Annotated in this window: 10 protein-coding genes; 4 read left to right on the top strand and 6 right to left on the bottom strand. The window is 69.5% G+C overall.

Annotation, left to right across the window (positions count from 1 at the left end; genetic code table 11):
- Positions 1 to 1,442: 1,442 nt before the first annotated feature.
- From BLT39_RS11740 to BLT39_RS11730, 3 genes are all read right to left on the bottom strand, one after another.
- Positions 1,443 to 4,745, bottom strand: a complete 3,303-nt coding sequence (locus BLT39_RS11740) for a UvrD-helicase domain-containing protein (protein WP_091062870.1) — start codon at positions 4,743 to 4,745, stop codon at positions 1,443 to 1,445.
- Positions 4,742 to 7,819: a PD-(D/E)XK nuclease family protein gene (locus BLT39_RS11735; RefSeq protein WP_091062868.1), complete on the bottom strand. Its 3,078-nt coding sequence runs from the start codon at positions 7,817 to 7,819 to the stop codon at positions 4,742 to 4,744. The genes BLT39_RS11740 and BLT39_RS11735 overlap by 4 nt, the downstream gene beginning before the upstream one ends.
- 89 nt (positions 7,820 to 7,908) lie before the next feature.
- Positions 7,909 to 8,661 (bottom strand): DUF6308 family protein, encoded by a 753-nt coding sequence (locus BLT39_RS11730; protein ID WP_091062865.1) that lies wholly within the window; start codon positions 8,659 to 8,661, stop codon positions 7,909 to 7,911.
- A 232-nt stretch (positions 8,662 to 8,893) separates the two neighbouring features.
- Here BLT39_RS11730 and BLT39_RS11725 point away from each other — a divergent pair, with 232 nt between their 5' ends.
- The 4 genes from BLT39_RS11725 to BLT39_RS22085 all read left to right on the top strand — a co-directional run bounded on the left by BLT39_RS11725 (position 8,894) and on the right by BLT39_RS22085 (position 13,778).
- Complete coding sequence (locus BLT39_RS11725; RefSeq protein ID WP_091062862.1) at positions 8,894 to 10,180, top strand: 3'-5' exonuclease; 1,287 nt, start codon at positions 8,894 to 8,896, stop codon at positions 10,178 to 10,180.
- Between the two features lie 55 nt (positions 10,181 to 10,235).
- Positions 10,236 to 11,483 carry a hypothetical protein gene (locus BLT39_RS11720; RefSeq protein ID WP_091062860.1) on the top strand — a complete coding sequence of 416 codons (1,248 nt, stop codon included), beginning with the start codon at positions 10,236 to 10,238 and terminating at the stop codon, positions 11,481 to 11,483.
- A 3-nt stretch (positions 11,484 to 11,486) separates the two neighbouring features.
- Positions 11,487 to 12,569, top strand: a complete 1,083-nt coding sequence (locus BLT39_RS11715; protein WP_091062858.1) for an endonuclease NucS domain-containing protein — start codon at positions 11,487 to 11,489, stop codon at positions 12,567 to 12,569.
- A 210-nt stretch (positions 12,570 to 12,779) separates the two neighbouring features.
- Complete coding sequence (locus BLT39_RS22085; RefSeq protein WP_131801480.1) at positions 12,780 to 13,778, top strand: hypothetical protein; 999 nt, start codon at positions 12,780 to 12,782, stop codon at positions 13,776 to 13,778.
- A gap of 1,405 nt (positions 13,779 to 15,183) precedes the next feature.
- On the opposite strand, the gene BLT39_RS11710 is transcribed toward BLT39_RS22085, so the two are convergent.
- Genes BLT39_RS11710 through BLT39_RS11700 form a run of 3 tightly spaced genes read right to left on the bottom strand, consistent with a single transcriptional unit; the run spans position 15,184 to position 17,822 of the window.
- Entirely contained in the window at positions 15,184 to 15,564 is a 381-nt protein-coding gene (locus BLT39_RS11710; RefSeq protein ID WP_131801479.1) for a hypothetical protein, read from the bottom strand.
- Positions 15,565 to 15,585: 21 nt separating this feature from the next.
- On the bottom strand, positions 15,586 to 16,971 hold the full coding sequence (locus tag BLT39_RS11705) for an ADP-ribosylglycohydrolase family protein (protein WP_091062854.1): 1,386 nt from the start codon (positions 16,969 to 16,971) through the stop codon (positions 15,586 to 15,588).
- A complete protein-coding gene (locus BLT39_RS11700; RefSeq protein WP_131801478.1) occupies positions 16,968 to 17,822 on the bottom strand; it encodes an ARPP-1 family domain-containing protein in 855 nt (284 codons plus the stop codon). Before BLT39_RS11700 ends, BLT39_RS11705 begins: the two co-directional genes overlap by 4 nt.
- Positions 17,823 to 17,877: the final 55 nt, after the last annotated feature.

Below are 17,877 nucleotides of genomic sequence, written 5' to 3'. Positions count from 1 at the left end.
GCAGTTCAGTGCACACGCTCGAGTGCGGCGGTGAAGCTGTCGTTCCACCGGCTCAGGTGCGTCCACCTGGCTGCGACGGTGTCCATTTGCCTGCTGCGCGGTCAAGCGCTGGCTGAGCAGCAGCCACGCGCGCAGCACCAGTCAGGTCCGCGACTGGCCCGCGTAGCAGCGCACGGCGCCGGCCGGCCTCCGGCCCTCGCTGCCGCGATGTCGCCGAGGACGTCGGTCAGGACGGCGTCCAGCTCGCTGATGGCGTCGTCGTCGGTCAGGTGTGCGAATCGCGGCACCGCGTGGCCGAGCGGCTCGCCGACCCGGCACAGCGAGACGACGGCGAAGTCGGGTGAGCTGTGCCGGGCGCGGTCAGGTCGCTGGCCCACACGTCGTCCGCGACCTCGACCGGCTCGATTATGGCGGTCGTCGATGGCGGTGCCGGGTGAACCGGGACCCGGTCAGCGCAGCGGCGAGCTCGTGCACGTCGGCGAGGTCCCAGCGTCGGTGGCCGCCCCCGGGAACGCAGCCGTGCACGACCGATGTCCACCGCATCGGGATGCCCGCGATGCGGAACACGGCGCCGGCCAGCGACTGCAGCCTCCGTGTCGGTGTCCCCGCCCACCGATGCGGTCAAGAGCGTGCAAGTTCACCACCGACCATCTTGGGGATCCGTCGTGGTTAGCTCGCTGTACGCCCTTGTCTTTTGCGGACTGGGGCTCGCGGATGGCGCCTGCCCTTGACTTAGTCGTCGGCTTCGCTCTCGAACAACCCGCCGGTGGGGACCATCACCTCGCCGATTTCCAGCATCAAGCAAGCGTGCTCAGAGCCCACCCCGTGATCAACAGTGCGATGAGCGCAATTCCAGCTGCACCGAAGAAGCCTGCACCAAGGAAGAGCGCGATGAAAAAGATGATGACGGTACCTAAGCACCCAACGCCCGCAACGCCCTGCTCAACGCCACCGCCCGCCACGTTTTGGTGTCCTCTCAGCTCGGAACGCAGCGGCCGTCGCCGGCGGCTTCGTGCTGCTGATCCCGCAGATCTTGAGCGCTCCCGGGCTGGGCCCCTGGCGTGTGGTAGTCGCACTCACCTGAGCCGCATCCTGACAAGACAGAAGCCATGAAGATGGTTGCCAGGATTACACGAGCGTGCCTCATTGATTTCCAATCGTGACACAGGGCGCCTTGTAGTCATCGCAAATTGTCGCCCCATCGGTTGTACTGGTCCAGTGCTGACCAATCGTGCCGCTTGACGAATGTTGTCGCTCGATTGATGAAGACCTGACAGGACCCTCGGTGCATCGCTGCAATGTCCTCGTTTGCAATGCAATCCTGCCGGACGCATCCCCGTGGCGGTCCTCGCGTTCAGTCATTGGGGAAAGCTGCCGTCGCACGGAACTTACTCGTCCGCGGCAAAACTGCCCTCGACCGGACTTCCACGAGACCTCGGCCATCAGGGGGAATCAGGTCGTGGGCCGTCGACGTCGCTTCCTCCCATGGCATGGGCGGCTTCAGTCACATTCGTGGCGCCGGCGGGCCCCGGCTTAATGACTGTTTCCTCGGGGCGCAGGAAAAGGAGCGCGGTCGACGGCTGAACGGTCCCCGTACGGGTCAATATGCGTTCGTAAGCTCTCAGCTGCGGAGCGTAGAAGCCGGCTCGCGCGTCAAGACCGCTGCCCGGCACGGCGTCTGTCTTGTAATCCACGATCAGCACGGACTCGTCAGTGCGCCTTACTGCGAGGTCGACGATGCCCTCGAGGACTGTGCCGTCGGGTTGGACCGCGCCGACGTACATCTCGCGCCAATGGGGTCTTCTGGCCGTCTCGCGGATCAGCTTCGAGTCGAGGGCAGAACGCACCAAGGCCGTGACGACCTCGGCGTGCGGCTCGACGCCCTCCGCGGCGCACTGCGCCGCCACGGCTTCGTCGAGTCCGGCACCCGTCAACAAGTCGACGGTCTGCAGCACTGCGTGCACCGCCCGGCCGATCGCCGTCCCGTACCTCCCCTTCGACCACGGCGGGAGGTCGATGTTCTGCGTGCCCTTGGCCAGGCCCGCGTCGTCGACCCCGAGGGCCACCGCAGGCTCGCTTCCCTCCAGTCCGGATGCGGAGACGGCCGACGTGCGTCGGCTCGCCTCGCGCGCCGGGCTGACGGTGGCCCACCATGCTTCACGGTCTGGCGGGGCAATCCGGCCGGTGGTGATGGACGGTTGCGCGGCGCCCGCAGGGAGCTGGTCGACCGACCACGCCTCGGCGCCGGACCGTGCGCCGCCGTCGTCGGCCAGCAGCTTCGCGCTCGTCTGGGAGGTCCCGGACGACCGGTGAAGGGAGACGACGAGGTGGTCCCGCGCTCGCGTTGCCGCGACGTACAGCAGTCGGCGGCGCTCTCGGTCGTCCATCTGCTCGTCGACGGGCGCGGCCACGTCGAAGTCGCCGGTCGTGACGCCCTTGCGGATTGACACCTCGTAGCCGTCGGCGGTCCAGAGCACCCGCACGCCACCGGGCCGGCGCTGGCCCGAGGTCATGCCGCTCATCACGACGATCGGGAACTCGAGCCCCTTGGCGCCGTGCACGGTCATGATGCGCACGGCCTCGGCATCCGTCTCGGGCAGCGCCGACTCGACGACCCGCGACGAATCGCCGCTCTGCTGCTGCGCCCACGCCAGGTAGGCCCGCAGCCCACCGTGCTCGGACTCTGCCCACGCGCGGGCCTGGTCGATGACGAACCGCAGCCGCCGCCACTGGTCACGAGCCTGCGGGCCCTGCGCGGCGACCTCGAGCATGCGGCGGTCGGCGACGAGCCGGGTCAGCACCTCGCTCGGTGCCATCCATCGAGCCGCCCGGTGCAGCTTCTGCAGGTAGGCGAGTGACGGGCCGACGGGATGGTCCGCCCGTGCCTCGTCGAGCGGGGCGATGACGCTCAGGGCCCCGCGCCCGTGCTTCCAGGTCCACAGGTCGTCGTCCCCGCAGCCGAACAGTGGCGACCTCAGCGCGGTCACCAGAGACAACGCGTCGGACGGGTCGGCGATCGCCCGCGCCGCGGCCATCAGGTCGCGGACCTCCTGCGCCTCGTAGACCAGCGAGCTGGACTCGGCCCGGTACGCGATGCCTGCCCGATCGAGGGCAGACTCGAGGAACGGCAGCGACGTGCGGGCCGGCAGCAGGACGGCGACGTCGTCCAGCCGGGCCGGCCGCCACTCCCCGTCGACGCAGACCGGCCAGCCCTCCTCCACCGCCCGGCGGATGACGCCAGCGACGTCAGCGGCCTCCCGCTCCCGCAGGATCGACGCGCTCGACCGGGGGAGCCCCTGGTGCGGCTCCGCGCCCAGGACGACGACCGCGGGAGCGCCGTCATGCGCGGGGCGGTCAGGAACCAAGGGCTGGAACGCAGGCTGCCGATCGGGCTCGGCCACGATCAGCCGGTCGAACACGCTGTTGACCCAGTCCACCACCGGCGCGACGGTGCGGAAGTTCGTCGTCAGGCTGACGTGCTCCCCGACGACGTCCTGCGCCTTCATGTACATCGCGATGTCGGCCCGGCGGAACCGGTAGATGGATTGCTTGGGGTCGCCGACCACGAACAGGGAGCCCGGCGGGACGTCGACGTCCTCCCACCGATCAGCCGAGGCCGCCGACCCACCGGCGATGCGGACGGCGAGCTCGATCTGGATGGGGTCGGTGTCCTGGAACTCGTCGAGCAGCAGGCGCTGGTACCGGTCCTGCAGTGCGGCGCGCACCGGGGCGCCGTCCTCACCGCGGAGCACCTCGCGTGCGATCACCAGCAGGTCGTGGAACTCCAGGCGGCCGGCCTCGCGGCGCTTCTCCGCAGCTTCCAGCACCCGCTCGGCGATCCAGCGGGACAGGATGCGCAAGGTCGGCTCGAGGACGGCGGCGACGGCCGCGGCGGCGTCCACGACGAGCTGCCGGCATTCGTCCTTCAGCCCGTCGAGCGCTTGCTTCCCGCCCCAGTTGCCGGCCTGGCCGTAGCTGAACTTGAGGTCAGCCGCGGTGCCGAGAGCGGCGAGCTGGAGACCGGCGTCGCTGGCCCCGGCGAGCGTCGTCCCCCAGGCGCCGAGCTTGGCCAGGTGCGGCAGGAACTTGTCGTCGGCCGAGAGGCAGGCGTCGGCGCGGGCAGCGAGCGTCGCCGCCCGGTCGGCCAGCTCACGGACCCCGGTCAGGCTGGGCGTCGCCGACTGCGGGCCGGCGAGGACGCGCTCGGCGACCAGGTCCCAGTCGGCGTTGAACAGCTTCGCCAGGGACCGCAGGTTCTCCAGCTTGACGCCGGCCGACATCGCCAGCATCAGCGGCTCGGCGATCGTGTCGTCGTCCAGCAGCTGCCGGCGCTGCTCCGCCCACCGCGCCTCGAAAGCCACGGCGGAGCTGAGCTCGTCGGCTACCTCGATGAGGGGCGGCAGGCCGGCCTCGATGGGGTGCTCGGCAAGGATGCGCTGCGCGAAGGAGTGCAGGGTGCCGATGGCTGCACCGTCGAGGTCGTCGAGTGCTTCGTCGGCGCGCTCGTCGTCCGCCTGCTCCAGCGTGGCGCGCAGCCGGTCGCGCAGCTCGGCGCCGGCCTTCTCGGTGAAGGTGACGGCGGCGATGCAGCGCAGCGGGACACCGTCGTGGACCACGAGGTGGTGGATGCGCTCGACGAGACTGCGCGTCTTGCCCGAGCCTGCGCCGGCCTCGACGAACAGCGTGCGGTCGGTGTCCTCGCGGATGGCCCGCCGGGCGTCGTCGTCCTGCAGAGCGTGGGTCACGGCGCCGCTCCGGTGGTCGGCTCGATCAGGTCGACGAGGTCGCGGAGTGCGGGGTCGTCCTTGCTCTGTTCCCACCGGCGGCGGGCGTCGGAGTGGCCGATGCCGTCGGGGTTGCAGAAATGGCACTGCACCCAGCTGAAGTCGGCCTCGGCGGGTGGCTTCGGCGGGAACAGGCCGCGGCGGATGCCGGTGACGATGGTCTGCAGGGTCTGTGCGTAGATCTGCTCGACCTCGTCGCTGAGCGGGACCTCGATGCGGCCCTTGTCGCGTCGGACGAACCAGTAGGCGGCCTGGACCTCGGCGTCCTCGCCGTGCTGGGCGCGGGCGGCGTGAGCGTAGACCGGCAGCTGCAGCTTGGTGCCTCCGGCGACCGGGTCCTTCGTGATGGCCTCGAAGGACCGCTGGCTGCCGCTCTTGATGTCGGTGACGAATAGCCGCCCGTCCTCAGCCGCGTCGACCTTGTCTGCGGCTCCCCGCATGAGCAGCATGGAGCCGTCGGGGAGCGGGATGGCCACCGGGTCCGCGCCCTTCATGCCGAAGGCCAGCTCGCTGGCGATGACAGCCGCTCGGTGCTCGGCCCGCCAGACGTCGTCGGCCTGCAGCATGGCGGTGAGGTCAGCCGTGACGCGGGCGATGGTCCGTTCCCAGAGCCGCGGATGACCCGCGCGGCCGTCCTTCTCCAGCTCGGCGCCCTTCTCGGCACAGATCTGCACGAGCCGCTCGTGTTGCTCGGCGCTCCAGGGTGCACCGTGGCCTGGCAGGCGCCCGGCGAATTCCCGGCACAGCGCGTCGAAGCTCTCGTGCATGAGCGTACCGATGTCGGCGGCGCTGGCCTCGACGACGTCCTCGGGCTGCTCCACCTGCTCGACGCCGAGCATGCGCGAGACGAAGTACGCGTGCGGGCACCCCGCGTACTTCTCGAGGGCGGTGGGGGAGACGACCCGTCGGCCGTCGGCGTGGTCGGGCAGGCCTTCGACGCCGGAGAGATCGCCGTCGAACCGGGTGAAGCGCGGCGCGGACCGCTCGCGGAGGAGGTGTGCGGCGGCCGCGGCTACGTCGTCGTCCAGGTCGACCCCGGCGTGCGCGGTCTGCGTGCGCCACTCCTGCTCGCTGGCGGGTGCTGGGGTCGTGGTGAGGGAGCTCGCGAAGGACGGCGATGTCGTCCAGTGGCTCGAGTGCTTCTCCCACTCGGTCGCGGCGAGCTTCGGGTTGCCGGTCAGGGCGCGCAGAGTCGGCAGCAGCCAGCGGCTAGGGAGGTGCTGGCTCTTGGTGCGCAGGTCGCCGCGGGGGAAGCTCGCCGTGACCTCCGGGGCCGCGGAGAACGCGGCGAGCAGGTGGCGGTGCTGTGCGTCGAGCCGTTCGCGATAGCCGAGCAGCTGGCCACCCGCTACGTCGCGTGCCCGCTCCGGCAGCAGCGGGTCCTCCTTCAGTCGGCCGGGGAAGACCGATTCGGCCAGGCCGAGCACGAAGACGCGGTCGGCGTCCAGCCCGATGGCGCTGGACACCGGACCGACGAAGACGCCGTCGCCGAAGCGGCCCACCCGCGGCAGCGCAGCCTCGAGCTGGTCGGCGACGGTCTCGCGGAGTGCGGTGAGGGACGGCTCACCGCCGTCGAGTCCGTCGAGGACGGCAACCCCGCGCAGCGCCGCCTCGGTGGCGACGGCGGCGTGCTGCTCCTCGTCGGGCAGGCGGGTGAGCGTCTCGGGCTCGCCGATGAGGTCGTGCAGGAGCCGGAGTGCCCAGTCGCTCAGCAACCGCCAGGATCGGAGCGTCCGCCCCTCCGCCAGGCGGTCGCGGAGGCTGCAGGCGAAGTCGCGCAGCGCCTCGGCGTTGTCGATGTTCGCGGTGAGTCGGGCGACCATGCCGGGCCTGAGGTCGTCGCTGGCCTGCTCCGCGTCGAGGCGTCCGCGCTCGTCGTCGGCGTAGCGGCTCAGCCGGGTGGCCCAGTCGGTGCCGTGCACCACGCCGGCCGTGCGCGAGAGGCGCTCCCAGCGGCTGACCGGGATGGGGTCGCCGGCAGCGGTGTGCATCGGGGCGGTCGCGAGGACCCGGAAGAGGTCGCCGCGGGGGACGTCGCGGTTGGGTCCGTCGCCGGCGAGGTCGATGAGCTCGAGCACGGCACGGGCGAGCGCCCGCTCCTGGACAGGACGGGTGCCGGGCCCGTTCACGACGATGTCCGCGGCGTCGAGGTGCTCGTGGAGCAGTCGGGCGTACGGGTTCTGCGCTGTGTAGAGAACGGCGACGCGGTGAGCGGGTGTGGTGGAGAGCGCCTGCACCACCTCGCGGACGACGCACCTGACCTCATCGTCGGCGTCGGACGCGGTGAGGACGGCCGTCGCGATGGGCCATGCGTCGGCGGTGGTCGCGCTGGTGCCGACGCGGGCCAGCGACCGGTGGACGGCGGCATCCGCCTTCGGGAAACCTGTCAGACCCGCGACGGTGTGCACCGTGCCGGCTCCACGGAGCGCGAGCACGAAGGCGGCCTCGGCCTGGTCGAGTACCTGGGGGAGGTAGAGGACGACGGCGCCGAGCTCGGCGATGCGCTCCGGGTGGTCTCGGGAGATGGCGGCGGCGGTGACGAGCAGGTCGTGCTGGTCGTACCAGGCGGAAGCCAGCGACGCCTGGACGCTGCGGTGCATGCGGACCAGGTCGGGGCCGAGCGGCTGAACCTCGGCGAGGGCATCGAGGGCGGTGTCGTCGAGGTCGCGCAGCTCGCGGCCGGCGCGGACGAGGGCCTGCACGGTGGCCGGGTGCTTCGCAACCTTCGAGAAGACGCCGGCGTCATGGTGCAGAGCGGCCCGCCAGGCGGCGGCGAGGACGGGTCCGGTGGAGGGGCGGCGGGGGTGCAGGGCGGCCGCGGCGAGCTGCTCCGCGAGGCGCTTCGCCGTGGTCGGGAAGATCGCCGCGACGCCGTGGTGGCCGTCGCCGAGCCCGTGTGCCAGGAACCGCCGAGCCACGATGCCGGCCAGGTTGTTCGGCATCAGGATGGTCACCGGCGTCATCGGGTCGCCGGCCTTGAGCTCGCGGACGACGTCGCGGAGCTCGCGCAGCGCAGGCTGCCCGTACGCGGTCATGTGGTGATCCCCCGTGATCAGAACTGGCTCGGACCGTAACAGCCGTCACCGACAACCGGGATCCCTCGAAGGCGTCAGTTCAGGGCTGCCTACGAGCCGAGAACTTGCCGTCCCTGCATCGACGCCACGTCCCAGTGGTTGCTCGTGAGCAGCCACAGAAGGATGTCGTGGAGCCGCAGCCGGTAGATCGGTACATGTCCCCGGGCTAGGAGAAGGTCGTTCACCTCAGCCTCGAGGCGGTCGAAGGCGTCGGCGTTCGTCGTCAGCTCGTGGTGGATGACGGCCCACAACCCGACCCCGCGCCGCGCCGCCAGCGTCCTCAGGGCGGGCCTCGTCTGGCGATCGATGAGCGGGAAGAGGCAGGGCAGCTTGTGGTGCAGCAACTTGTGGGCGCGCGCGATGTCGACCCCGTTGGTGGACATCAGCTCCGACCAGGCCTTGGTCATCGCCTCACCTGGACTGCCTGCCGGTGGCTGGAGACCGACCGCCGACGCGTTCAGTTCCCAGAAGGAGCGGCCAGCGGCGAGGTCCCGGGCGGACCGCATGTGGGGCCAGGCTCTTCGGCCTGCATCCAGCAGGGCCTCGATGACACGCTGGTCGAGCTGAGCGTTCATGCCATCGGTGACGAGGACGTCGAGCGGTGCGATGCCATCGTCATCGGCCGCCGGGGTTCCGTCATAGACGCTGTAGGCGAATCGCGGGACGTCGACGGTGATACCCGCGGGATAGCTCGGTGTGCCCACGGTGAGCGGCCGTTTCCCGAGGCAGTAGCCGATCACGGCGGCCAGGGCGTCGTCATACAGGATCGGGGCCCCGCAGCTGGGCAGGTCCAGGACGGTCACCGGATCGTCTCCATCGGCTCGTAGGGCCTGAGGGCAAGGCTGGCGCCCGAGGGCTCCCTGGTCCGCCGCCTGTCTACAGCTTCGATGCAGGGCCGTCCACGCTCAGAGGTGCATGTGGGGCACCTGAGACTCGATGGGCCGATCCGGTGTCGAAGTGCTGGGCGGTCGTGACCAGCCATGGCAACGTGGCTGGGAGCCGCGCGACTCGGGCGGCCATCACGGGGGAGACGGGATGAGCGTTGCTGTTGTCGACCTGGAGACGACGGGTGTGCTGCCGAGCACCGATCGGGTGATCGAGGTGGGCGTCGTCCTCCTGGACGACCACGGGTCCGTCGAGCACGAATTCGCCACCCTCGTCGACCCGGGCCGTGATGTCGGCCCGACGTCCATCCACGGCATTCGCGCCTCCGACGTGGTCGGCGCGCCGAGCTTCGACGACATCGCGCCGTACCTCAGCGCGCTGCTGTCCGGGCGGGTGGTCGTCGCGCACAACGCGCTGTTCGACCTACGCTTCCTCAGCCGCGAGTTCGGCCGTGCCGGTCTACCGGTGGCACTCACGCCCGCACTGTGCACGATGCGGTTGGCCGGGCACCTCGACCGGTCGATCCGGTCACTCGCCGCGGTGTGCGACGCGCTCTCGATCGAGAACGACCAGGCGCACGCCGCGCTGTCGGACGCCCGCGCCACCGCCACCGCGCTCACCCGGTTGCGGGAAACGCTCGGAGAGCTGGCACTCCTGGACGCCGCGCTGGCGGTCGACTTCGACATCGACGGGAGCTACCTCGGCTCGCGGTCGGTCGCCGAGCTCGACTGGGCCACGCTCGTTGCTGGGGTTGCGGCGAGTCGCCGCCCCTTCGTCAACCCGTGCCGCAGCATGCCTCGGGACGCCGCGGCGGCACGCGTCCGGCAGCGCGACGGGTACCTGGCGACGCTCGTCTCCGCCCTGCCCGAACTCAGTGGGGCACCGCTCACGATGGCCCCGTACCTGGGTGTGCTCGATCAGGTGCTGGAGGACCGCTTGGTCACCGTCGACGAGGCGGACCAGTTGGTCGCACTCGCCGGTGAACTCGGATGCGGTTCCGAGCACGTCAAGGCCGCCCACCGGCTCTACCTCGACGCCCTGGCCACCGTCGCTCTGGCCGATGACGTGGTCACCGACGCGGAGAGGTCCGACCTCGACCGGGTCGCCACCCTCCTCGGGCTCAGGGCCAGCGACGTGGACGTCGCGCTCACGATGGTGAGGTCCGGTGCCCGGGTGGCCATACCGCGTCGTCCCGCTGCCGGCTTCGCGGCCGGCAGCAAGATCGTGTTCACGGGCGAGATGTCGCGTCCGCGGTCGGCGTTCGAGGACGCCGCACGTCAGGCCGGCCTGGTCCCGGTTGCGTCGGTCTCCGGCAAGACCGACGTCGTGGTCTGCGCCGACCCGGAGTCGCAGTCGGGCAAAGCGCGCAAGGCTCGCGCCCTCGGCATCCGGGTGATTGGCGAGGCCGTTTTCTGGGAGTCCCTGGCGGTGAGCTGACTCCATCTGCCGCCAGCGCGGTACCGACGTCCTTCTAGGTCCAAGGAGTTCGAGCGTGACCAGTGACATCCAGCTCATCAGCGATGGCGACGGCCTGGCCATCATCGGTGAGCCGTCCGCCATTCGACGCTTCGTCGCCGACGAGGGGTTGTCGGCGCGGGAGCTCGAGCTCTCGCGGCTCGGTGGCGTGCTCAGTGCGGGCGGGGCTCTCGTCCAGGCAGGGGCGACGCTCGCCGAGAACTCAGGGAGGTGGGTCAAGCTCACGCCCGAGTCGGCGCAATTGGTCAAGAAGTACGGGCTGATGAACAGCAAGACCCCCGGCGTCAGCCACGCCATGATCGGCCAGCCCGGCTCCATCACGAACTGGCTGCAGATCGACGGCGGGGTGGGGGCCCTGGCGAGCAACCCCGCACTCCTCACCGGTGCCGCCGGCATCATGACCCAGCTCGCCATGCAGCAGGCCATGGACGAGATCACCGACTACCTGGCCAAGATCGATGCCAAGCTCGATGACGTCCTTCGCGCCCAGGAGGACGCTGTGTACGCCGACCTCATCGGCGTGGGCTTGGACATCGACGAAGCCATGGTCCTCCGGAAGCAGGCGGGCCGGGTAAATGAAGTCACGTGGTCCAAAGTGCAGCACTCGTCGTCGACGATCGCGCGCACGCAGGCGTACGCCCTGCGCCAGTTGGAAGCGATGGCTGAGAAGGCTGAGCGCACCTCGAAGATCGCGGACCTGGCGGACACGACCAAGGTGGCCGCCACGAAGGCCGAGGAATGGCTGGGTGTCCTCGCCCGAACGGTCCAGCTCCAGGACGCAATTGCGGTGCTTGAGATCGACCGAGTCCTCGAGGCCGCACCGGACGATTTCGATGGTCACCGCATCGGTCTGAAGGTGGTTCGACAGCAGCGGGTGGAGGGCATTGCCAAGGTGACTAGCCATCTCCTGACCCGCATGGCGGAGGCCGCACGAGCGGCGAATGCAAAGGTGTTATTAAACCCCATGCAGTCGCCGGCGATCGTGCAGTCCAGTGGCAAGGTTGCTACCGCCATCGCGGACTTCCACCAGCCCCTTGCCATCGAGACGGATCGGGAGCTTCTCGCTGCGCGGGCGTGGACCGAGGCGGCGACGGAGTTCAGGGGCAGGGTGCTCGAGACCGGGGCGGACGGGCTCACTGCTTCCCGTCGCGTCGGCGTCGAGACCTTCGACCGCGCCAAGTCGGTGACCGGGCGGATTTCCAGCGGTATAGGCGGTCTTCGTCGGCGCGGCCAGGATTCGCCGCCCGACGCGACTGGGGACTGAGCCGTGCCCACCGAGATGGGGTTGTGGCGGGTGGACAGCGGCACTCCGACGCGGCTGTCCCCGCAGGGCGTGCCGCTGGAATCGCAGCTGGAGACCATGATCGAGGCGGATCCCACGATCTTGGGCACGCCGCTGATGCTCGTCGGCCGGCAGGTCCCTACAGCCCACGGGAAGTTCATCGACCTCCTCGCGGTGGACGACGACGGCGCCATCCACGTCCTGGAGCTCAAGAAGGACAAGACGCCCCGCGACGTGGTTGCTCAGGCGCTCGACTACGGGTCCTGGGTGCGGACGCTCTCGCACGACGACGTCCTGGAGATCTTCCGGGCCTACAAATCCGATGTCGCCTTCGAGGTTGAGTGGGCGTCCACTTTCGGGACTGAGCTGCCGGACGAGCTGAACTCCGCCCACCGGTTGACCATCGTGGCTGCCGAGGTGGACCCGGCCACCGAACGCATCGTCGAGTACCTGGCCGAGTTCAACCTCCCCATCAACGTCGTCTTCTTCCGCTACTTCGTGGACGACGGCCGTTCCTACCTGGCCCGGACCTGGCTCATGGACGAGGCCCGCACCCAGCCGAAGCGAGGGGGCGCGGCTGCCGGCGGAACGCGCGAACCCTGGAACGAGCTGGACTGGTACGTCAGCTTTGGCGAGGAGAGCGGATCGCGGAACTGGGACGACGCCCGCGAGCACGGGTTCCTGTCAGCCGGCGGGGGCGAGTGGTTCTCCCGGACGCTGCGCAAGCTGCCCATCGGGGCCCGGGTGTTCGCCTGCATCCCCGGAACCGGCTACGTCGGGGTGGGCGTGGTGACTACGACGGCCGAGCCCTTCGAGGACGCCATGGTCCAGTCCGGCAGCGACGAGGCGCGTCTGGCCAAGCTGCCGCTGCGGGCCGCCTACCACCACGACGAGCTGCCGACGGGTGAGGACCACCGGGAGTTCGTCGTCGGGGTGCAGTGGGAGCAGACGCGGGATCGGGACCACGCCGTGTGGTCCAAGGGCATGTTCGCCAACCAGAACAGTGCGTGCAAGCTCCGGAACAAGTTCACGCTCGACAAGCTGACCGAGGCGTTCGACCTTGATTGAAAGCCGGTCGCCTAGTCCGTCAATTTGTCTGTGAGGAAGCACGACGCGTCGAAGATTATCTCCGGATCGCAGCTGGCTCGCGGTAGCGGTCCTTCCCGCCAACCATCGAATCTGACGGCGAAGTAATTTAGGCTCCGGCTATGACTGTCCAGCCAAAAGAATGACCAGGGACCCCTCGCTAAGTGGCGGGGTTGTGGCTAGAGTCAGGGAATGGCGAACCCACTTTTCTCAAGCTACTCGGGCGGCGAGAACCGCGTGACCAGCTCGATGGTTGCGGTGTTCGAGCGCATCGATCTCTCCCTGGTGCAGGAGCTTCTCCGTGCAGCCACAGGTGCGGACAACACCATCTCGGGCGTCACTTTCGCTAACCAGATAGTCAAGGGTGAATCGGTTCCCGACGCGCGTATCTCGGCGCATTTCGACTGGTGGTTCGAAACCAAGACCGTCCGCGGGGCTTACGCGAACGATGGTCACGGGCGGAAGCAATTGAGGCAACACTCCAAGCTGTTGCTCGAGGATGCCAGTTCACTCCTGCTGGCTCTGACGCCGGACCCCGTCATGCCGGGATGGTTCAACGAATTGGATGATGTTGACTCGGCGGCGAAGGGTCGTGTTCATTGGCTCAATTTTGCGGGACTCGCTGATGCTATATCAACTGTGCTCAGTGACGACACCCGCTTGGTTGGGGAACAGACACGCTTCCTGTTGACCGAACTAGTCGCGTTCTTCGAGAGTGAAGGACTTTTAGCGCACGACGACGTCGTTGTGATTGCGGCCAAGAGTGCATGGCCTGAGTTCGCGAAAATCACGGCTTATGTTTGTCAGCCAAACCGATCTTTCCGTAGCGGCCTTACGCACATGGCATTCTATGCTGATGGTCAAATAAAGCCAGTTGTCCCCGCGATTGAGCGGCACTTCCGCGCTGTGAATTTCTCAGACCAGAACGTGCAGAGTCTCAGGGCTGCTGGCGAATCTCGCCTGGCAGGTGTTGTTGAGGCGCTCCTTCTCGATGGTAGCCGGACTCCGGGCGCACACTACGACGTCTTTTTACTATCCTCGAAAGAGTCCTCTGCGACTTTGATACTGGAATCTCCGATTGAGAACGACTCGTTCGCCCCGTCGGGGAAGCGGACAGCGTGGGTTCAAGGGCAGCGATATACCAGCGCTTCTCGGTTGACAAGCGGCGCAGAATTTACAAGCGAGCTCTAATCAGCGGTCGAGCCGCAACAGTGGTGGTCGGTCTGTGTTGCGAGGTGGGCGGCGGGCCTGTCGCTTATCTCAGGCAGGCGGTTGCTTCCGCTGTCGCATGGGCAGAACGAACACTCCAATTGTTTTCGGCAGACCGGGTCCAGCTCGGCAAAACTGCAGCGACCGATGTCCGGACCGTCTACGGTGCTGCTCAGGGCAGAGGTCGCTCTTCGCGCGCGGCTGCGTCGCCCAGCTTCTCAAGCCCCTAATTCGTGAACCCGGTGCGGCCCGGAGAATGCCCGCCCAGTCTTGCGAGAACGCCTAAATGCGCCGAGATACCCGACGGGGGCCACCGTCACATGCGCGCGCCAAGACCGGCCGTCGTTTCGAGCTGGCAACCTCTCCAGCAAGTCCGAGACGGCGGCATACCAGCCCGCATACCGCGGCAAGAGCATGGACACCTCGCGGCGTTCGTCGTCGGATCCCCTGATCACCAAGGGGGTCTCGGTCTTCGCCCGCGAACCGTAGTTGCCTGGACCGAAAAGGTGATCGATGAAATGTCCGAGATGCAGTGGATCGGATCCGCCGCCTGCAACTTCTGCCCAGCGATTCTCTGGCTGACCCGAGAGTGGCTGTGTCGAATCCATCGTTAGCCCAAGGCGAGAGGACACTATGTCGCAGTACGGCATCATGCCGCCGCCATGGCGGGCCCAAGCTGGAAGGGCCTGCGAATTCGGGCCCCACCATCGCTCCAGCACCTTCAGGTGTGCCGATGTGGTCGGCCGGCCCTCGGAAGCCCACCGTTCGATGGCCAAATCTGGTCGAACCCAGCCCAGGCAGCCGAAGGTCAGGGTGAGCAGCGGCGCCCAAAAGGCAATTCGTCGTTCCAGGAGCGCACGTTGAGGATCGTCCTCGCGAGGTCGTTTCGGAGGTTCCCAGGGTCCATCTGGATCCTGCTGAAAATGAAAGAGCGATGGGATGTACCTCACCCACGGCCCCTGGTCTCCGATGAGTTCCTGGCTTATCGGCATTGGGCCACCAGTCTCCAAGTCGGCTCACTCCTCAGGTCGGTGGACTGCAGCTTGGTCCGCGCCCTTATCTGAAGATGGGGGCCGCTTATGACGACCGTGTCCGCCTGTCGGGGCGCGGTCAACCCTTTGTAGCGCGGCGGCGGCAGGAAGGATCTTGCCCCGTTTCGCGACGCGCCGAGGGGTCATCTAGCCCGCCCGCGCTCCATCCACGCGGTGGTCGCGTCAGCGCAGGGAGTCTGGTATTCCGTAACCACTTGCTCCGGCACGTTCTGGGCCACGAGGTGCCATCCGCCTGCCCGGACGTCCATCGACAGGCGTGCAGTGCAGCGGATCAGGGACGAGCTGGGTCTCTCGTGCTCTGCCGCGGCCCAGCACTTGCCGCGAGCTGCATGACCTCACCAGACATAGCTCGCCACCAGGCTGCGGATCGCGGCCAGGTCGCCCTCCAGCTCGCGGCGGGTGTCCGCCGTCCAGGCCATGGCGAGGGCCTCGCAGATGTCGGTGGCGGCCTTCAGCTCGGCCATCGTGTCCTCGTAGCCGTCCGGGACGACCATCGACGCGAGCCCGTCCCTCGCATGGGTCTCGACCTTCGCCTCGTAGCGCTTGCCCACCCATCCGCGCAGCAAGTTCAGCGCGGCCGTCGGGCGCCCGTAGATGTTCTCCCCGCCGAACTTCTGCAGCTCGCGAACCACGGCGGTGGCCAGAACCGTCCGTTGCTCCAACAGGTCGATGGCCTCGTACCGCTCGACCGCACCCGCCTGTGATGACGCAACCATTCTCATGTCGTCCTCCCCGAGTCAGTGCACGCGCTCGAGCGCGGCGGTGAAGCTGCCGTTCCACCGGCTCAGGTGCGGCCACCTGGCTGCGACCGTCTCCGTTGCCTGCTGTGCGGTCAAGCCCTGGCTGCGCCGCAGCCACGCGCGCAGCACCAGCCCGGTCCTCGACTGGCCCGCGTGGCAGTGCACCAGCACCGGCCGGCCCTCGGCCCGCAGCGCCTCGATGTCGGCGAGGACGTCGGCCAGGACGGCGTCGAGCTCGCTGTTGGCGTCGTCGTCGGTCAGGTAGGCGAAGCGCTGCACCGCGTGGCCGAACGGCTCACCGACGCGGCACAGCGAGACCACGGCGAACTCCGGTGAGCTGTGCCGGGCGCCGTCCAGGTCGCTGGCCCACACGCCGTCCGCGACCTTGACCGGCTCGATCCGGGCGGTCGCCGACGGCTGGTGCCGGGTGAACCGGGACCCGGTCAGCGCGGCGGAGAGCGCGTGCAGGTCGGCCAGGTCCCAGCGCCGGTCGCCGTCCCCGGGTACCCGGCCCTGCACGACCGACGTCCAGCGCATCGGGATGCCCGCGATGCCGAAGACGGCCCCGGCCAGCCCGCCGGCGACGGCGGCCACCGTGTCTGTGTCCCCGCCGAGGTCGATCACCCGCCGCATGACCTGCGCGAACGACGTCGCCTCGCGCAGCGCCCACACCGCCTGGCCGAGCGTGGGCCACACGGCGCCGTTGGTCTCGGTCGCGTCGTCCGGCGTCCAGTCCGCCGCGAGCACCGTCGCCCAGCGATCGCGGTGCTGCGCCGGGACGTCGGCCAGCGCGTCGTCAACGGCGGCGAGCGGGTCGTCGCCGTCCAGGGCGACGCGGACCAGCTCGTGGAAGACCGCGCAACCCTCGCCGGCCGACGGGTCGCCGTGGGTCAGTGCCGAGATGCTGCGCGCGGCGTCCATCGTGGCCTTGCGCCCGTGCGGGGCGAAGAAGACCGCGGCGGGCGCCGTCCGCATCAGCGAGCCGTTGCCTGCGGCGTGCCCGGACCGGGCGAAGTGCTCGGCCGCGGCGCTGTCCCACGGCAGGCCGGACCCCAGGACGGCGCGGGTTTGGTTGCCGATGTCCGGCGGGTTCGCAGCGGCCCAGCGGCGGAACCGGTCGAACACGTCGGCCTCGTCCAGCCCGCCGCGCTCGACGAGGGACTGCGCCAGCAGCAACGCCATCTGGGTGTCGTCGGTGAACTCACCCGGCGCCCACCGCAGCGCCCCGCCGCCGCACATCTCGGACGCGGCACCTCGCGCGTCGGTCGGGAAGCGGGCGCTGAACCGCCCGGGCGGGCCGAACTCGAAGGGCGCGCCGAGGGCGTCGCCGACGGCGGAGCCGATGACCGCGCCGGCGACGCGGTGGGAGCGGGACATGGTCATGACGCCTCCAGGACGGGGTGGGTGAGGTCGATCGCGGTCAGGTGGGCGGTGCGGTCGCGCCAGCGGACGTCGTCCACCCGGACGCGCCCACCACCACTGAACCGCCGTCCGGCGCCGGCACCGCGGGCCGGCGCCAGGTCGGTCGCCTGCACGCGCTCGGCGAAGCCTCGGGCCAGGGCTGCGGTGGTGCGGACCGACGGCCGGCCGAGCGCGTCGAGGACCGCGGCCTCGAGCAGCGCCGTCCAGTGGGCGGCGAGCGCACGGCGGGAGCCGAACAGCTCCATCGAGACCGGGCGGCCGGCGATGCCGATGAGCACCCCGCTCTGGCCGGCCAGGGGCGCGAGCCCGTCGGTCAGGCCGTGCCCGCGGGAGCGGTCGAGCCGGTCGACGAGGGAGTCGGTGGGGGAGGGGCCGGCCACGGCGCCGTAGCCGCTGACCCGCCGCCAGACCTCGTGCTGCGCGTCGGCCCGTTCGAGGTGAGGCCGCAGGGCGACCGGAGCGCGGCGTGGCCGCCGGCGGTGCTGGGCGTCGCCGCCCCAGCGGCCCTGCTCGACGCAGAGGACCGGGAGCACCGTGGGGACGGCGGGCTCCAGCACCGTGGTGGCGGTCAGCGTCCGGTTCTGCCAGCCGCCCTCGAGCAGCTCGCCCGCCAGCAGGAGTGCCGGCCGGTCGGCCCGGTTGGTGACCACGAGCTGGTCGACGGCGGGCGCCCCGGACCGCTCGGCGACGTCGACCGCGGCCGAGGCGCCGGTCAGCAGGCCGGTGAGGGGTGGGGCGTCGGTCCAGACCGGGAACACCGTGAGCGGGCCGCGGTGCGTGCCCTGCCCGACGTGGATGCGGAGACGAACCATGCCGACCACCCCGTTCGAGTAAGCGCTTTTCTGCGCTAACCAAGGAATAGGCGGG

Source organism: Klenkia brasiliensis (genome assembly GCF_900100695.1).
Taxonomy (GTDB): domain Bacteria; phylum Actinomycetota; class Actinomycetes; order Mycobacteriales; family Geodermatophilaceae; genus Klenkia; species Klenkia brasiliensis.
This window is presented reverse-complemented; position numbering and strand designations above follow the sequence as displayed.

Bases quoted from the DNA above. Each gene is read 5' to 3' on its own strand.
- BLT39_RS11735 (WP_091062868.1), bottom strand. From the start codon at position 7,819: ATGACCGCGTACGGGCAGCCTGCGCTGCGCGAGCTCCGCGACGTCGTC.
- BLT39_RS11725 (WP_091062862.1), top strand. From the start codon at position 8,894: ATGAGCGTTGCTGTTGTCGACCTGGAGACGACGGGTGTGCTGCCGAGC.
- BLT39_RS22085 (WP_131801480.1), top strand. From the start codon at position 12,780: ATGGCGAACCCACTTTTCTCAAGCTACTCGGGCGGCGAGAACCGCGTG.
- BLT39_RS11710 (WP_131801479.1), bottom strand. From the start codon at position 15,564: ATGGTTGCGTCATCACAGGCGGGTGCGGTCGAGCGGTACGAGGCCATC.
- BLT39_RS11705 (WP_091062854.1), bottom strand. From the start codon at position 16,971: ATGACCATGTCCCGCTCCCACCGCGTCGCCGGCGCGGTCATCGGCTCC.
- BLT39_RS11700 (WP_131801478.1), bottom strand. From the start codon at position 17,822: ATGGTTCGTCTCCGCATCCACGTCGGGCAGGGCACGCACCGCGGCCCG.